The 13,070-nt window shown below is 37.6% G+C and carries 17 protein-coding genes; 11 read left to right on the top strand and 6 right to left on the bottom strand.

Features of this window, described 5'->3' with window-relative positions:
• The first annotated feature begins 13 nt into the window (after positions 1–13).
• Both GQR38_RS20445 and GQR38_RS01025 read left to right on the top strand, forming a co-directional pair.
• Positions 14–205: a hypothetical protein gene (locus tag GQR38_RS20445; protein WP_029753733.1), complete on the top strand. Its 192-nt coding sequence runs from the start codon at positions 14–16 to the stop codon at positions 203–205.
• 205 nt (positions 206–410) lie between these two features.
• Positions 411–926 carry a bifunctional 4-hydroxy-2-oxoglutarate aldolase/2-dehydro-3-deoxy-phosphogluconate aldolase gene (locus tag GQR38_RS01025; protein WP_165721581.1) on the top strand — a complete coding sequence of 172 codons (516 nt, stop codon included), beginning with the start codon at positions 411–413 and terminating at the stop codon, positions 924–926.
• An 81-nt stretch (positions 927–1,007) separates the two neighbouring features.
• Here the strand turns inward: GQR38_RS01025 and lepB are convergent, their stop codons facing one another.
• On the bottom strand, positions 1,008–1,658 hold the full coding sequence (gene lepB / locus GQR38_RS01020; RefSeq protein WP_165721498.1) for a signal peptidase I: 651 nt from the start codon (positions 1,656–1,658) through the stop codon (positions 1,008–1,010).
• A 183-nt stretch (positions 1,659–1,841) separates the two neighbouring features.
• Between lepB and GQR38_RS01015 the strand changes: the two genes are divergently transcribed.
• Positions 1,842–2,342 (top strand): fasciclin domain-containing protein, encoded by a 501-nt coding sequence (locus GQR38_RS01015; RefSeq protein ID WP_149592549.1) that lies wholly within the window; start codon positions 1,842–1,844, stop codon positions 2,340–2,342.
• A gap of 81 nt (positions 2,343–2,423) precedes the next feature.
• Here the strand turns inward: GQR38_RS01015 and GQR38_RS01010 are convergent, their stop codons facing one another.
• The 3 genes from GQR38_RS01010 to aceK form a co-directional block, all read right to left on the bottom strand.
• Entirely contained in the window at positions 2,424–2,675 is a 252-nt protein-coding gene (locus tag GQR38_RS01010; protein ID WP_007582532.1) for a DUF2999 family protein, read from the bottom strand.
• A 62-nt stretch (positions 2,676–2,737) separates the two neighbouring features.
• The gene (locus GQR38_RS01005; RefSeq protein ID WP_010554229.1) at positions 2,738–3,700 is read right to left on the bottom strand and encodes a zinc-binding dehydrogenase; all 963 of its coding nucleotides are present in this window, start codon (positions 3,698–3,700) and stop codon (positions 2,738–2,740) included.
• 64 nt (positions 3,701–3,764) lie between these two features.
• Positions 3,765–5,537, bottom strand: coding sequence for a bifunctional isocitrate dehydrogenase kinase/phosphatase (gene aceK / locus GQR38_RS01000; RefSeq protein WP_165721497.1), 1,773 nt, complete (start codon positions 5,535–5,537; stop codon positions 3,765–3,767).
• Between the two features lie 381 nt (positions 5,538–5,918).
• Between aceK and GQR38_RS00995 the strand changes: the two genes are divergently transcribed.
• The 6 genes from GQR38_RS00995 to GQR38_RS00970 all read left to right on the top strand — a co-directional run bounded on the left by GQR38_RS00995 (position 5,919) and on the right by GQR38_RS00970 (position 9,603).
• Positions 5,919–6,866, top strand: coding sequence for a LysR family transcriptional regulator (locus GQR38_RS00995; RefSeq protein WP_024608962.1), 948 nt, complete (start codon positions 5,919–5,921; stop codon positions 6,864–6,866).
• Between the two features lie 306 nt (positions 6,867–7,172).
• On the top strand, positions 7,173–7,505 hold the full coding sequence (locus tag GQR38_RS00990) for a hypothetical protein (protein ID WP_165721496.1): 333 nt from the start codon (positions 7,173–7,175) through the stop codon (positions 7,503–7,505).
• An 87-nt stretch (positions 7,506–7,592) separates the two neighbouring features.
• Entirely contained in the window at positions 7,593–8,042 is a 450-nt protein-coding gene (locus tag GQR38_RS00985) for a hypothetical protein (protein ID WP_101216730.1), read from the top strand.
• Positions 8,026–8,475, top strand: a complete 450-nt coding sequence (locus GQR38_RS00980) for a GNAT family N-acetyltransferase (RefSeq protein ID WP_101216729.1) — start codon at positions 8,026–8,028, stop codon at positions 8,473–8,475. Before GQR38_RS00985 ends, GQR38_RS00980 begins: the two co-directional genes overlap by 17 nt.
• A gap of 29 nt (positions 8,476–8,504) precedes the next feature.
• Entirely contained in the window at positions 8,505–8,711 is a 207-nt protein-coding gene (locus tag GQR38_RS00975) for a hypothetical protein (protein WP_010554223.1), read from the top strand.
• Between the two features lie 460 nt (positions 8,712–9,171).
• Positions 9,172–9,603 carry a hypothetical protein gene (locus GQR38_RS00970; protein WP_165721495.1) on the top strand — a complete coding sequence of 144 codons (432 nt, stop codon included), beginning with the start codon at positions 9,172–9,174 and terminating at the stop codon, positions 9,601–9,603.
• 12 nt (positions 9,604–9,615) lie between these two features.
• Here the strand turns inward: GQR38_RS00970 and icd are convergent, their stop codons facing one another.
• A complete protein-coding gene (gene icd, locus GQR38_RS00965; RefSeq protein WP_165721494.1) occupies positions 9,616–10,884 on the bottom strand; it encodes an NADP-dependent isocitrate dehydrogenase in 1,269 nt (422 codons plus the stop codon).
• A gap of 187 nt (positions 10,885–11,071) precedes the next feature.
• On the opposite strand from icd, the gene GQR38_RS00960 reads away from it, so the two are divergent.
• Positions 11,072–11,875 (top strand): hypothetical protein, encoded by an 804-nt coding sequence (locus GQR38_RS00960; RefSeq protein WP_165721493.1) that lies wholly within the window; start codon positions 11,072–11,074, stop codon positions 11,873–11,875.
• Here the strand turns inward: GQR38_RS00960 and GQR38_RS00955 are convergent.
• Positions 11,872–12,423, bottom strand: a complete 552-nt coding sequence (locus GQR38_RS00955) for a hypothetical protein (RefSeq protein ID WP_165721492.1) — start codon at positions 12,421–12,423, stop codon at positions 11,872–11,874. The genes GQR38_RS00960 and GQR38_RS00955 overlap by 4 nt on opposite strands.
• Positions 12,424–12,793: 370 nt before the next feature.
• Here GQR38_RS00955 and GQR38_RS00950 point away from each other — a divergent pair, with 370 nt between their 5' ends.
• Entirely contained in the window at positions 12,794–12,961 is a 168-nt protein-coding gene (locus tag GQR38_RS00950; RefSeq protein ID WP_002961566.1) for a hypothetical protein, read from the top strand.
• Positions 12,962–13,070 lie beyond the last annotated feature (109 nt).

The raw sequence follows: 13,070 nt of genomic DNA, 5'->3' as shown, positions 1-13,070 counted from the left end.
GTGAATTGTAATTATGACCCAAATTTTAGATGCCAACAGAATAAAAGTAAGTAGCCAAATAAAACAACACAAATTAGTCGCCATACTGCGCTTAAAGCAACAAGGTGATGTAGCACCATTAATTGATTGTTTCGGGCCTGTTTATCTTTCGAGGTTAAATTTGCAGCAGACTGTTTGGTGTTTAGGCAAGGCAGAGCCTATGTAGTGTGGTTATTCCCCATAAATAGGCGATAACGCAGCATAAATGCCAAACATGCGCTGCCCGAAGGGTTCTGTCTAGGGGCAATTTACTCTTTGTTGCTCGGTTTTTACTTAGCCCACTAGGTTACAAACCTCGCGCCGCGATTAAATACCCCCTAGATTGAACAAATTTTAATCCTGAAAGGTCAACAGGCCCTAGTAATGCGGGCATAAACGCACTCGAGATCACGTCAAATACACCGGGCTTTGAGCAAGAAATAGTAAAAGCTCGTGCAGCTCATAAAAACGCACTTATTGGTGCAGGCACAATAATTAACACCACCCTTGCTCAGCAAGCAATTGATGCAGGCGCGCAGTTTATTGTAACGCCAAATACCAACAAATCGGTTGTCGAACTTGCCCACCAGCACGGGTTACCAGTATTAATGGGCGCGCTAACACCTACCGATGTAGCAAATGCAATTGAATATAAGGCAGACATTATTAAGGTATTTCCTGCAGGCAGTATGGGCGTTGGTTACTTTAAAGCATTAACAGGTCCATTTTCAGAAGCACAATTAATACCTGTTGGTGGTGTGAATTTAGATAATTTATCACAATGGTTTGAAGCAGGTGCTTGTGGCGCGGCAGTAAGTGGCGATTTTTGTAAGGTATTAAATACCGAACAAGAGCGTAGCTACCTTACCAAGCTTGTAAAAAAATATATAAGTAAACTGCCTAAATAGGCAGTTTATTTTATTTATAAAATAGCCAAATGTGTGCTCATAAAATTTGATTGGGCGCTATACAAAATTAATTACTACTAATTAATTCAGCTTTTTCAATACGCGATCTTTTCTTGGTAGGTAATAATTATCGTAATCAAGTGACACTATAACGCGCTCTGCTTTTCCTAATAACTCGTTACGCGGAATTAAACCTATTACACGCGAGTCAGCGCTATTGTCGCGGTTATCGCCCATTGCTAAGTAATAATCATCAGGAATTGTAATTGCATCAAACCCCGATAAACGTGAAGGAATATTTGCCACTCTTATCGAATGCTCTAATCCGTTTAAATATTCAATTTTATCAAGCGAGTCTATGTTGCTTCGCTGATCTGCATAATTAAGTTTTTTACCATTAATAATGAGCTCATTATTTTCAAGCGCAACGGTGTCTCCTGGCACACCAATTACACGTTTAATTAAACGGTTATCGGCAGCTTGTGAATCAAAAACAATAATATCACCAGCTTGTGGATCCGCTAATTTAAGTAATTTTATGTGCGTAAATGGGACGCGAATATCGTAGGCCATTTTATCGGTAAGTATTCTGTCACCTTCTTGAATTGTCGGTTTCATTGAACCTGTTGGCACTTCGTACCAATCGGCAACAGCGCTTCTAAATACGCTCATCAGTGCAATAAATACGATAAGAGAGCGGTTATTTTTCCAAAACTTATAAACTAATTTCATGCCTATTCCCTTCAATTGAACAAGTCTTTAATTGAGTAACTGTTTATATGACTTTGCTAATTAGCTGCAGTTCAATCAATGATGTAACAAAACATGTTGACTACTAATTTTAATTGATCGATTAAATTTAGAGCGTCGTAACATTTAACGAAACCAACGGGTATTAACTTAAAGGAAAATAAAATGTTTAAGAAAATTACTACTGCATTATTGTTTACAACTGCAAGCCTTGGATTTACTACAATGGCTTATGCTGATCACCATGGTATGAAAAAAGACGTTGTTGAAGTAGCCGTTGAAAATGGTTCGTTCACTACTCTTGTTGCTGCTGTTAAAGCCGCAGGTTTAGTTGAAACGCTGCAAGGTAAAGGACCGTTTACTATTTTTGCACCAACAGATGCTGCATTTTCTAAATTACCTGAAGGCACTGTAGAAATGCTACTCAAGCCTGAAAACAAAGACAAGCTAACGGCGGTATTAACTTATCACGTAGTGTCTGGAAAAGTGATGGCAGCCGATGTAATGAATGTAGACAGTGCGAAAACACTACAAGGCCAATCAGTTATGGTTAAAGCCGACAGCATGGGCGTAATGATAAATGACGCTAAAGTTGTAAAAGCTGATGTAAAAGCAAGCAACGGCGTAATTCATGTTATCGACACAGTACTACTTCCAAAAGAGTAGTCATAAAAGAATAAGCCAAATAAAAAAGCATAAGTAAATACTTATGCTCTTTTATTTATTTTTGTTTCATCACATAAAAAATTATTGATTTAGTTTTTCTTTCGCTTCTTTTACTTTTTCAAAATCTAAACCAAGTTCGTCAGTCGCTTCTTTAATAAGGTGCGGTTGAGTCATTACGACTGCCATTAGTTGCTGTAGTTTTTCTGGCGGAATACCAAGCTCTTGAACAAGCGCCATTGCCATCATTGGGTTTTGAGTAAACGCTTCAAACAATGCTTTTACTTTTTCGTCGCTTACATTGTGCTCTTTAAGTATTGCTAGTATTGGATTCATTATTAAACCTTAAGTGTTTTTTATAGGGCTTAGTATATGGGCTAAACCCTAAAATTAAAGAGTTACTCTACAAGTAAAACAACTTTACCAGCATTTTCATTACGCTCTAAAATAGCATGAGCTTCGTTTGCGTCGCTCCAAGGCAATGTTTTATACAGGTTAAAGTCGTACTTTTTAGTGGCAATATCATTGTAAAAACGCGCTACAAAGTCGTCGCGCACCTGGCGTTTAAACTCAATACTACGATTTCTAAGCGTTGAGGCATGAAACGAAATACGTTTGCGTAAAAGCGCGGCAAAATCAACTTCTGCAAAACGTCCATCTAAAAATGCAAGCATCACAATTTGGCAATCCATCGCTGCAATAGCGGCATTTTTATTTAAGTAACTCCCCGAAACAGGATCTACAATTGCATTTGCTGTTAACTCATTTGCTTTCATATATTCTACAAAGTCGGTGGTTTTGTAGTTAATTGCATGATCGGCACCGAGTTCTTTTGCGTGTCGGCATTTGTCATCCGTACCTGCGGTAATAACCACGGTAGCACCTGCGCTTTTAGCCATTTGAATTGCGGCACCGCCCACACCACTAGCACCTGCATGAATAAGCGCTGTTTGCCCTTTTTGCAATTTACCAAGCTCAAATAACGCGCCAAATGCTGTTAGGTACACTTCGCTTATTGCTGCGCCTTCAGCCATTGTTACATCATCGGGCAATTCCATAAGCTGCTTTGCATCAACGGCTACATATTCACTGTAAGCGCCACCAGAACACAAAGCAAAAACACGTTTATTAAGCCAAACTCTATCAACTTTACCACCAATATCGCTAACAACACCGGCACATTCTAAACCTAAAATAGGGCTATCTCCCGCAGGGGCCGGGTATTTACCTTGGCGCTGCATGCTGTCTGCACGGTTTACACCTATTGCTGCAACTTTAACAAGTACTTCGTGGCTCTTTAAAACCGGCTTTTCGGTTTCACTAAATGCAAGATTACCATCTTCATGAGAAATATATTTCATTGTTGCTCCAAGTTTAAAAACTGTAATAACATATAGATGGGGATGAACACAGATTCAAACAACCTCAAAAGCGCCAACTTTGTTTGTAAGGATAAACATCGGGTAGATAACCATTGTGTACTTGTTGCTGACAACCTTGCCAAAACGTCGCTAAAAACAAGTTACTGTGCTCATTATTAAAATAATTAAACGCAATCTCGTTGGCGCTAAAAAACACCTTAAATTGGCTCGGAAATATATCGTTTTCAGCTATATCAAAATACGAGTTACTACTTAGCTCTTCAAGTGCATTTTGGGTTTGTGGCACCTCTCTAAAGTTGCAATCGGTTAGTGGGCAAATTTCGTCAAAGTCGTAAAACACAACTCGCCCCCATCGCGTTACGCCAAAGTTTTTCATTAGCATGTCGCCCGGAAATATATTAGCACCGGCTAATTCTTTAATTGCTTTACCGTAATCATGCATAACTCTCTCTAAGGTTTTGTTATCGCATTGGGTAATATATAAATTAAGCGGGGTCATTTTACGCTCAACATAAACGTGCTTTAAAATAAGTGCCTTGCCAGATATAACCATGCTGCTACCAATTTGGCTTTTCATCTGCTCAAGCAGCTCGTCGCTAAAACGGCTTAAATCAAACGCTAAATATCTAAATTCGTGTGTGTCTACCAAACGACCAACCCTATCGGCTTGTTTTACAAAGTTATACTTTTCTTTCACTTGTGCTTTGGTGGCTGTTTTTGGCGCACTAAATTTGTCTTTAATTACTTTATAAACGTAATCTAGCCCTTCAATAGTAAATACCAGCATTACCATACCTGGCGTCCCTGGTGCTGTGACATACTTAAAGTTGGCTGGACTATTTTTAGTCGTATCAACCTTGTGTCGATAAAACTCAGTTTTGGCGTGCTTTATAAAACCAATGGCGTTAAATAACTCAAAGCGTTGTTTATGTGGCATTAACACACTTAAGTAATCTACATAACGAGCGGGCTTATCGGTATCAACCATAAAATAGGTGCGTGCAAAACCAAATAATAAACTTAATTGATCGGCGCCCATCATTACAGCATCAAGCTTTAGTCCCTCATCGGTATTTAAAATAGCGATAGCAAAAGGCATATTGTCGCCATTTTTAGCAATGCAGCGCCCAATTAAATAACAGGCTTTGTTTCTAAAAAATAATGAGTTGGCGTATTCAATATACCCATCGTTTAAATTTATAAGTTCGTACACCTGTTTGCATTGCTGCTTAGCGCCTTGCATTAACGTACTTTGTAATGTGGCTACATCGCGTTCTAAATGACTAAACGGCACTCTAAATACTTGATTAGTGATAAGCGTTTTAACGGCGTTATTAAACCCATTATGTAGCGATACCCTGCTCACTAAGCTTTCATAAGAGCGTGGCTCACTACGATACTTTGCTTTTAATACAAATAAATGCACAGTACGAATTTTTTTATCGTCCCAAATTGCGCCAAACGTTGAGTTAAAAAAGGTATGCGCAATAGGTTTATTTTCGTGATTTTGTACCATATCGCCATAAATATTTTTAGCTAACTGCCACGTTTGCGGGCAAGTAAGTTCAGCGTAAGCAATAACTCTCACGGCTTCACTCACGTTTTTTACTTCGCGCTCATACACTTGTAAACGTTCACGCATAGCACTTTGTACACTGTGATACTGTCGTTGTTCAAAACGGCTTTGTGCACCCAGTGTAATATTTAAAAATTGCGAAAACATCGCCTCAAATCCAGCAAAAACAGATCGTGCAAGCTTACTGGCTACAACGTGTTGTAGCGCATTATTAGATTGATTTGTTAGCCTATTTTGCATAAATACAGCACTTATATTGATGCCAGTTATGGCGGTTATTTTTTATTAATGGTTTACACCTTAGCAAGCAGGCTTTAATTTAGATAATTAATAAAGCATATAAATAGAATTTATTGGGCGTATTGACCTTTCGAGGTTAATTTTGCAGCCGTGTATTTGGTTTTTAAGCAAGGCAAAGTACATGTAGTGTGGTGACTCCCCATAAATGTACTTTAACGCTGCATAAAGGCCAAATACACACTGCCCATAGGGTTCTTTCTAGGGACAATTAACTCTTTGTTGCTCGATTTTTACTTAGCCCACTAGGTGGCAAACCTCGCGCCGCGATTAAATCGCCCCTAGATTGAACAAATTTCAACCCTGAAAGGCCAACACGCCCATATGAATATAAGAAACGTCGACCTCAACTTGTTAGTTTACTTAAATGTACTCATCGATGAAAAAAGTGTTTCAAAAGCTGCAAATAAACTCGCGCTTACTCAACCGGCTATGAGTAACGCATTAAAACGTTTGCGCGATTTATTTGACGACCCGCTACTTGTGCGTGCCGCAGGCTCTATGACGCCAACGGCAAAGGCACTTGCATTAAAGCCTGAAGTTGAGGCCCTATTAAAAATGGCTGAAGCTATTACGCAGCCTAGTGAGCAGTTTAACCCAGCAACTGCTGAAGTTACGTTTAGAATAATGGCAAACGACTACATAGAGTCGACCTTAATAGCCCCTTTTATAACGGCGCAGCTTAGTAAAAATCCAGGTATTAATTTTGATGTATTAAGCCCAAGCGACGTAAACCTGCAAGACATGGAAAAAGGCACTATTGATTTAGCAATAAACCGCTTTAATGGCCTACCACGCTCGTTTCATCAAGCCAGTGTATGGCGAGATAACTACTGTTGTTTAACCCATCCTAAAAATACATTTTTACAACAATCAGGGTTAGACGACTACTTACAAAAAGAACATATTTGGGTAAACCGTGCAGGTTGGGGGCCGGAGGCCGCTGTTACTAATAAATCGGGAAAGCAAAAATTAGGCTGGGTAGACGAAGCGCTTTGGCAACTAGAACAAACCCGTAAAATACGTGTTTTTACTCGCCACTACATGGTCGCAAGCCTGCTTTGCCAATCAGAGCAACTTATTGCCACCCTACCGCGCAGGCAGGCTAAATTGTTAACCTCTCATACTGATTTAGTAATCAGCCCTGTACCATTTCAAATAGTGCCTATTGAGGTAAAAATGATATGGAGCCCGCTACTACACCACGCGCCTGCACACCAATGGTTAAGGCGTGAATTATTAGCGTTTGCTAAAACGATTGCAGATAGGTAATTAAGAGCAAACCTTTGATTAGTACTCAAGAGCCTAATGCGAGTGCCTGTGCTATGTACTGAATCATCTTATTTTGAGCTAATAGCTTGGTTAGCATTTTAAATACATTGAGTTAAAAACTATCTAATGAAAAAGCTAGAACTCAAATACAGTGTTCGCTGAAGAATTGAATCAAAATAGGTACTGCGTTATTCTTAATTAGTGATATAAAGTCAATAACTTTAGATACTCGTTATCAATAACCTAAGACATATTAAAAAATGGAATTTTATGTACCAATACCTATATTTGAAGTGTTCACTTATAATGAGCAAGGTCACCAAAATTAGCTTTCTTCCTTTCTCTAAAGTTGAAACTGATAATTTAAAAACCCTCTTATTTACTGCACGATTTTTTGTTTATATAGCTCTTGCATACTTTTTGAATGGGTTAGGTGCTTTTTTATATGATGTTCATGAAGTTGTTAATTTATACAACTTTGAACAAACTTGGAGCGTAATATTTACAAATATTCATCAGACTCTACTGTTGAAAAAATTATTATGGGAGATGTTATTTAGCGCTGCTATATTAGCGACTGGAGGTATATTGGCTGCAATAGTTTCATTCGAGTTTAAATATGAAAGTAAAAGTGACTAACCTCAAGTCTTTGCTACATTAAAATAAACTTAATCGGATTATAAAAATATCATTAAATAACAACAACTTAAAAACCTTGCTGTGTAAGTGTTATTTAAGAGCCTTTTAAGGAAGATTATTATAAATATTGATTACTCTGCTTATTCACTTAGTGAATTAAACGAAGCAATTGAAAGTATTGACTCACATAAATATCCAGAGAACTACAAACGCCTTAAAGATGAATTAGCTAAACCAAATCGTAACGAGCCAAAAGCTGCGCAACAAATAGTAATAGCTAAAAAGAACACTAAGAAAACAAGTAAAGCGCTCCTGTGTATTGTTTTAGGTTTGTTTATTCTTTTGCGCAGCTATTTTAATTACGAAAGTGGTGTCATTTATAAGAGATACAATGAGCCGGCAGTGGCATCTTTAGAAAATAACCCGAAAAAGTTTTATTTATTTCTTTTTTTCACAATTAGTGCCGGAGGTTTTATTACGGCATATGGTATTCATGCTTTATTTTCTAAAAAAGAAGACAATGATAAACAAACTTAATAATAAGAATAACGATACTGCAAATAAAATTTTTGCTGTCTTTCAAAAATCCTATGCTATTGAGGCTAAACTGATCGGCGCGCATAACTTCCCTCCTTTAGCGCGTAATATTAAAGGTATAAAAAAGTCAGAAACAACTTTTTATGGCTACAGCGAAAAAGAATGTTTAGTAGCTGTTATTGAAGTAGATACAAACAACGAGTGTTTAGATATTTGTAGTTTAACCGTTGATCCTAGTCATTTTAAAAAAGGTATCGCAAGTAAGCTAATAAGTTATGTTTTAGCAATGGATGATTTTTCTCATGCAAGAGTTGAGACTGCGGTTGCTAATACTCCTGCAATAAATTTATATAAAAAGCATGGCTTCGTGGAATTTAAAAGATGGACTCCTTCACATGGTATTGAAAAACTGGCTATGTCGGTTGTAATTTAAATCAGTATTTCAAAATAGGTAATTTATAAATGGATAGTGCATCAATAATTGCGTGGAGTGTTTTGTTTGGCGGCATAGGTATTGGCTACCTTACTTACGGGCGAAGAAAAAAAGCCGTAGTGCCACTTTGTATTGGTTTGTCATTATTGGTTTTTCCGTACTTTATGACCAGTGTTAGCATGCTGTTGATTGTAGGCGGTATTTTAGTAGCTATTCCCTACTTTATTAAAATTTAACATTACTATTGTTATTGCTATTGCTATTGCTATTGCTATTGCTATTGCTATTGCTATTGTGACGGATAAATAAAATACACGCGAAAAATAAAAAAGCGCCACGGTATTCAACTTTGGGAAAATACCGTGGCGCTTTTGGAAATCGTCGATATAGGAATCTACCTACAGCGTATCATAAGCAAGCTTAGTACCAACTTCATAAAATAATTAAAATTCAATAAAAACAATTAACTAAGATTCCTTCTTTATTCCTCAACTCCTCCCTTTGTTCCAGTTTTGTGCACACTTTCACCGCATTGCACCAAATTAATTAGTATTATTTAAGATTGTTTTCTGCGTTCTATTAACCATTAAATCTTACTATTGATAAAATCAATATCAGTTATTGAAAACAACAATTTTATTAATAATACACTTAGCGCTAGAGTGAAGTTAAGCCAACAAACTAAGAGTAATTATTATGACAACAGCTTCTTTCACACGCCAAGACGGATTATTCATCGATGCTAACTTACATCAGTACATTGAAGAGCAGTTATGCACTAAAGCTAACACCACTGAAACTTACCAAGCGTTAGCTACTTTAGTTGATGAGTTTGGTTGCAAATGCCGTAAAACAAAGCATCAACCAGATGATGTATTAGAAGTTGATACATTATTAAACGCATACCAACTTAAAAATCATCCACTTTGCCATGTTGATGCACAAACTACGGAAGCCGTTTTAGACGAATATTGCTGCCAGGTTCCTGCAATTATTGTTGTTGCGTTAATGGATACGCTTAGTGGTACACAGTGCGATGAACCCCAAGCACATGAGATTTACCATCGTGCAGCGCAGTTAACCAACCGCCCTTGTATGCACAGAGTAAAAACTGCCTCAGCAGCTTAATAATGGATGTATTTAAAAGTGCTCGATAACCTTCTTTGCAAAGCCAGTACAAGTTAAGGTTGTCGAGTTATGAATACTTGAGTTATCGCTCTGCTCTTGCGCTAAATCAAAGGTTACTTCACCGCTTTTAAATGTTTGCTCTAACGCATTTTCTATGAGTAATGCGGCTTCGTCCCACCCCATAAATTTAAGCATTAATACCGCACTTAAAATACTACTGCTGGGGTTTGCTTTATTTTGCCCTGCTATACGTTCAAACGTGCCGTGTGTAGGCTCAAAAAATGCGACATCGTTATTTAAATTTGCAGCAGGCATTATGCCAACACCACCAACTTGTGCACTGAGCATATCTGCTAAAAAGTCACCATTTTGATTAGTCGTCACCACTACATCAAATTGCTCTGGATGCATTAAACATTGTTGCAGCATGTTGTCAGCTATGACTTCTTTAATAATTAAGGGCGCTTGGTGTGCTCGCTCTATTTGCAACCAACGCCCATTTTCATGTGCAGTGGCATTAAACTCGTTTTGTGCAAGTGCAAACCCCCAACGCTTAAATGCCCCATCGGTAAATTTAAGTACATTACCTTTGTGTACTAGCGTTAATGATTCACTATCGTTTTTAAGTGCATAGTTAATTGCAAAGCGCATTAATCGCTCAGAGCCTTCTTTAGATATATTTTTAATACCAATTCCACACTCTTGTGAAAACCTTAGGCGGGTTACGCCCATTTCCTCACATAAAAAATCGAGCATTTTTTCGCTTTCTACACTGCCTGCTTGCCACTCAATACCTGAGTACACGTCTTCGCTACTATCACGAAGAACTGTTATGTTTGTTAAAAAAGGGTTTTTTAAAGGAGAAGGGAGTGCACTAAAGCCTTTTATAGTGCGCATATTTACAAACAAATCCATTTCTTGCCTGAGTGCAACATTAAGAGATCGAAAGCCACCACCCAGTGGTGTGGTTAGCGGCCCTTTTATGGCAATTTTACAGGCACGTACCGCGTTAATTGTTTCTTGCGGGAACCAATCACCGTCATACAGCTTTGCGGCCTGCTCGCCATTATAAACCTGCATCCAATGAATTTTCCGTGCGCTTTTATAACAATGCTCAATTGCACTATCAACAACGTGGCGCATTACCGGCATAACATCTAGCCCCACGCCATCGCCATCAATGAATGCAATGATAGGTTCTAACGGTATTTGCCAATGTCCTTGTGCATCAATAGTGATATTTTGGCCGTGCTCAGGAACGTGAATATGCTGATACGTCATGGCTAAACCTAACTTAAAATAACGATTAATTGATTAAACCATGCTTAGCTAGGAGTGTCTGTATTTGTACTTTTATAGTTACTATCATTTTAAAAAATAAAGAATTAGGCGTGATTATTTATCCATTTAGTTGGTCTTGTATATTAGAATTTTCGTACCAATTATTAAATTACAGTGGAGCATTTTAATGAAATTCTTTTTTGTACTGCTACTATTAATCAGCTCTTTTAACGCATTAGCCGTTGAAGTAGTCATACATAACCTTAGCTCGCTCTCAAGTAATGCTCAAAATACGGTGTCTATATGGGTTAATCAAAGTGTTGAAAAAACACAAAATACACTGGGACCTTTAAAACAAACCACATTGCCTATTTATTTAAAACCGCAATACTTTGCTTTTGAGCCTGTACCTTGGGCTACAGTTAAGCGCAATAACCCCGATGGGCTTGAACTACATATAGATCGCTATGCCAGTTTAAATGCATTCACTAAAGATTGGACGCTATACCATGAACTTTCGCATTTATATTTGCCGCTACTTCCCTACTCCGGTTTTTGGCTTAGCGAGGGTTTTGCCAGTTATATGCAAAACGTAATAATGCGTGACAGCGGTATAATTACCCAGCCGCAATTTGTACAACGTTTAAATGCAGGATTTGATCGTGCCCGCCTGCAAACTAAAACTAAAACACAGCCACTTAATAAGCTCTCTGCCGATATGTGGAAACAACGAGCCCAGCAACGTGTTTATTGGACGGGTGCGGCTTTTTTTGCACAGGCCGATTTGGAGCTACAAAAACAAGGTTTATCTGTCGCGGGTATAATAAAACAGTATCAAGTATGCTGTAGACCCGCTCGCTCTAGTGCGAAAACCTTTATAAAAGAGTTAGATAAGCTATCCGGTAGTAGCGTTTTTACAACGCTATATGCAAAATATAATACCCGCACCGATTTTCCTGATATTAGTAAAGAGCGGCTAAACACGCTTTAACGGCTGCTATGTTTTATATAGTTACTATATTCAACAAGTCCTTGCGCATTAAAATTAGTTGAGCACTCATTCATAAAGCCATGCAAAAATTTGGTTTTATAGCACTTAACATCCGCTTTGGTGCTTAAAGCTTTAATAACTTCATCAACATTAAAGTGACTCTCACTTGCTGGAAATATGAACTCACAGGGTACTTTTGCGCTTAAATTTAAATTATGTCTAATTTGCGACGGATAAAAGCCAATTAACTTTTTAAGGTGTGTATTGCCTGTTAATAACTGTGCCCGCCATGCTGCACTTGCCCCTGCACTAAAAGCAATACACGTCGTTGGCAATTTTAAACTCTCAAAGCATTTTTGAAGTTTGTCGGTGTATTTATCATGGCCACACTGCTGTATAAAATTATTGTAACTATCTTGTTCACTTTCAATAGCTTGAAACTTGTTATTGTAAGGGTCAACAATAACTAAATTTGAACTAATTACCTGTGATAACTTCCTTAAAGCAGGGGTTAAACCATAAATATCACTCACTATTAGGTAATTCATACTTATCCTTTGGTAACTAAAAATGGGCTTTGTAAGCAGTTGATAAGATTTATTATAAATATTTTTACAAAAATAGCTTGCACACAATTTATATATAAGTTACCTTCCCTCTCTGGTTTAAAGAAACCGCCGCGGTTAACCATTTACCCTGATCCAGTAAGCCCCGCAAAACGTATATTTGAAAGCTAAGTTATTGTACGGCGAGAACCCCTTGAATAATACCGAGATGATTTTTTACTATCATCGCAAAAGTGTCATAAAGATCGTCAACACTGTAATGAAGCTAAACACAACATCGTTAATTTATTAACTGCAATTTGCTATAAAAATATAGCGCAGAATAAATAACAAGAATAAAGTGAGTTTTATTATGTCTTATAAATATAATGGGTCTATGATCCAAATCGCACATCCAGTGCAATCAATTTCAGTAAACAAACATCGTGTAATCTTTAGTGATACACAAGGTTTAAAAAATGCATTGTTTCAAAAAGCGAGTGATGCACGCCAGTTTGTTAAGTGGCTAAAAGCTAACTAAGCAACACATAACTTTAATTGCCCTTTTATTATTGCAATTATTGATAAGATATTATGCCAGCCTCGTTGCTGGCATTTTACTTTTTAGCTCTTTATTGGTTACAATAGTT

The organism is Pseudoalteromonas sp. c7(2019) (assembly GCF_011378625.1).
In the GTDB taxonomy this organism is placed as follows: domain Bacteria; phylum Pseudomonadota; class Gammaproteobacteria; order Enterobacterales; family Alteromonadaceae; genus Pseudoalteromonas; species Pseudoalteromonas arctica.
The sequence above is the reverse complement of the archived record's forward strand: the minus strand, read 5'-3'. Positions and strand labels throughout refer to the sequence as shown.

Bases quoted from the DNA above. Each gene is read 5' to 3' on its own strand.
- GQR38_RS01005 (WP_010554229.1), bottom strand. From the start codon at position 3,700: ATGAAATATATTTCTCATGAAGATGGTAATCTTGCATTTAGTGAAACC.
- GQR38_RS00995 (WP_024608962.1), top strand. From the start codon at position 5,919: ATGAATATAAGAAACGTCGACCTCAACTTGTTAGTTTACTTAAATGTA.
- GQR38_RS00960 (WP_165721493.1), top strand. From the start codon at position 11,072: ATGAAATTCTTTTTTGTACTGCTACTATTAATCAGCTCTTTTAACGCA.
- GQR38_RS00955 (WP_165721492.1), bottom strand. From the start codon at position 12,423: ATGAATTACCTAATAGTGAGTGATATTTATGGTTTAACCCCTGCTTTA.
- GQR38_RS00990 (WP_165721496.1), top strand. From the start codon at position 7,173: ATGAGCAAGGTCACCAAAATTAGCTTTCTTCCTTTCTCTAAAGTTGAA.
- GQR38_RS00970 (WP_165721495.1), top strand. From the start codon at position 9,172: ATGACAACAGCTTCTTTCACACGCCAAGACGGATTATTCATCGATGCT.
- GQR38_RS01010 (WP_007582532.1), bottom strand. From the start codon at position 2,675: ATGAATCCAATACTAGCAATACTTAAAGAGCACAATGTAAGCGACGAA.
- GQR38_RS00950 (WP_002961566.1), top strand. From the start codon at position 12,794: ATGTCTTATAAATATAATGGGTCTATGATCCAAATCGCACATCCAGTG.
- icd (WP_165721494.1), bottom strand. From the start codon at position 10,884: ATGACGTATCAGCATATTCACGTTCCTGAGCACGGCCAAAATATCACT.
- aceK (WP_165721497.1), bottom strand. From the start codon at position 5,537: ATGCAAAATAGGCTAACAAATCAATCTAATAATGCGCTACAACACGTT.
- GQR38_RS00975 (WP_010554223.1), top strand. From the start codon at position 8,505: ATGGATAGTGCATCAATAATTGCGTGGAGTGTTTTGTTTGGCGGCATA.
- lepB (WP_165721498.1), bottom strand. From the start codon at position 1,658: ATGAAATTAGTTTATAAGTTTTGGAAAAATAACCGCTCTCTTATCGTA.
- GQR38_RS01015 (WP_149592549.1), top strand. From the start codon at position 1,842: ATGTTTAAGAAAATTACTACTGCATTATTGTTTACAACTGCAAGCCTT.
- GQR38_RS20445 (WP_029753733.1), top strand. From the start codon at position 14: ATGACCCAAATTTTAGATGCCAACAGAATAAAAGTAAGTAGCCAAATA.
- GQR38_RS00980 (WP_101216729.1), top strand. From the start codon at position 8,026: ATGATAAACAAACTTAATAATAAGAATAACGATACTGCAAATAAAATT.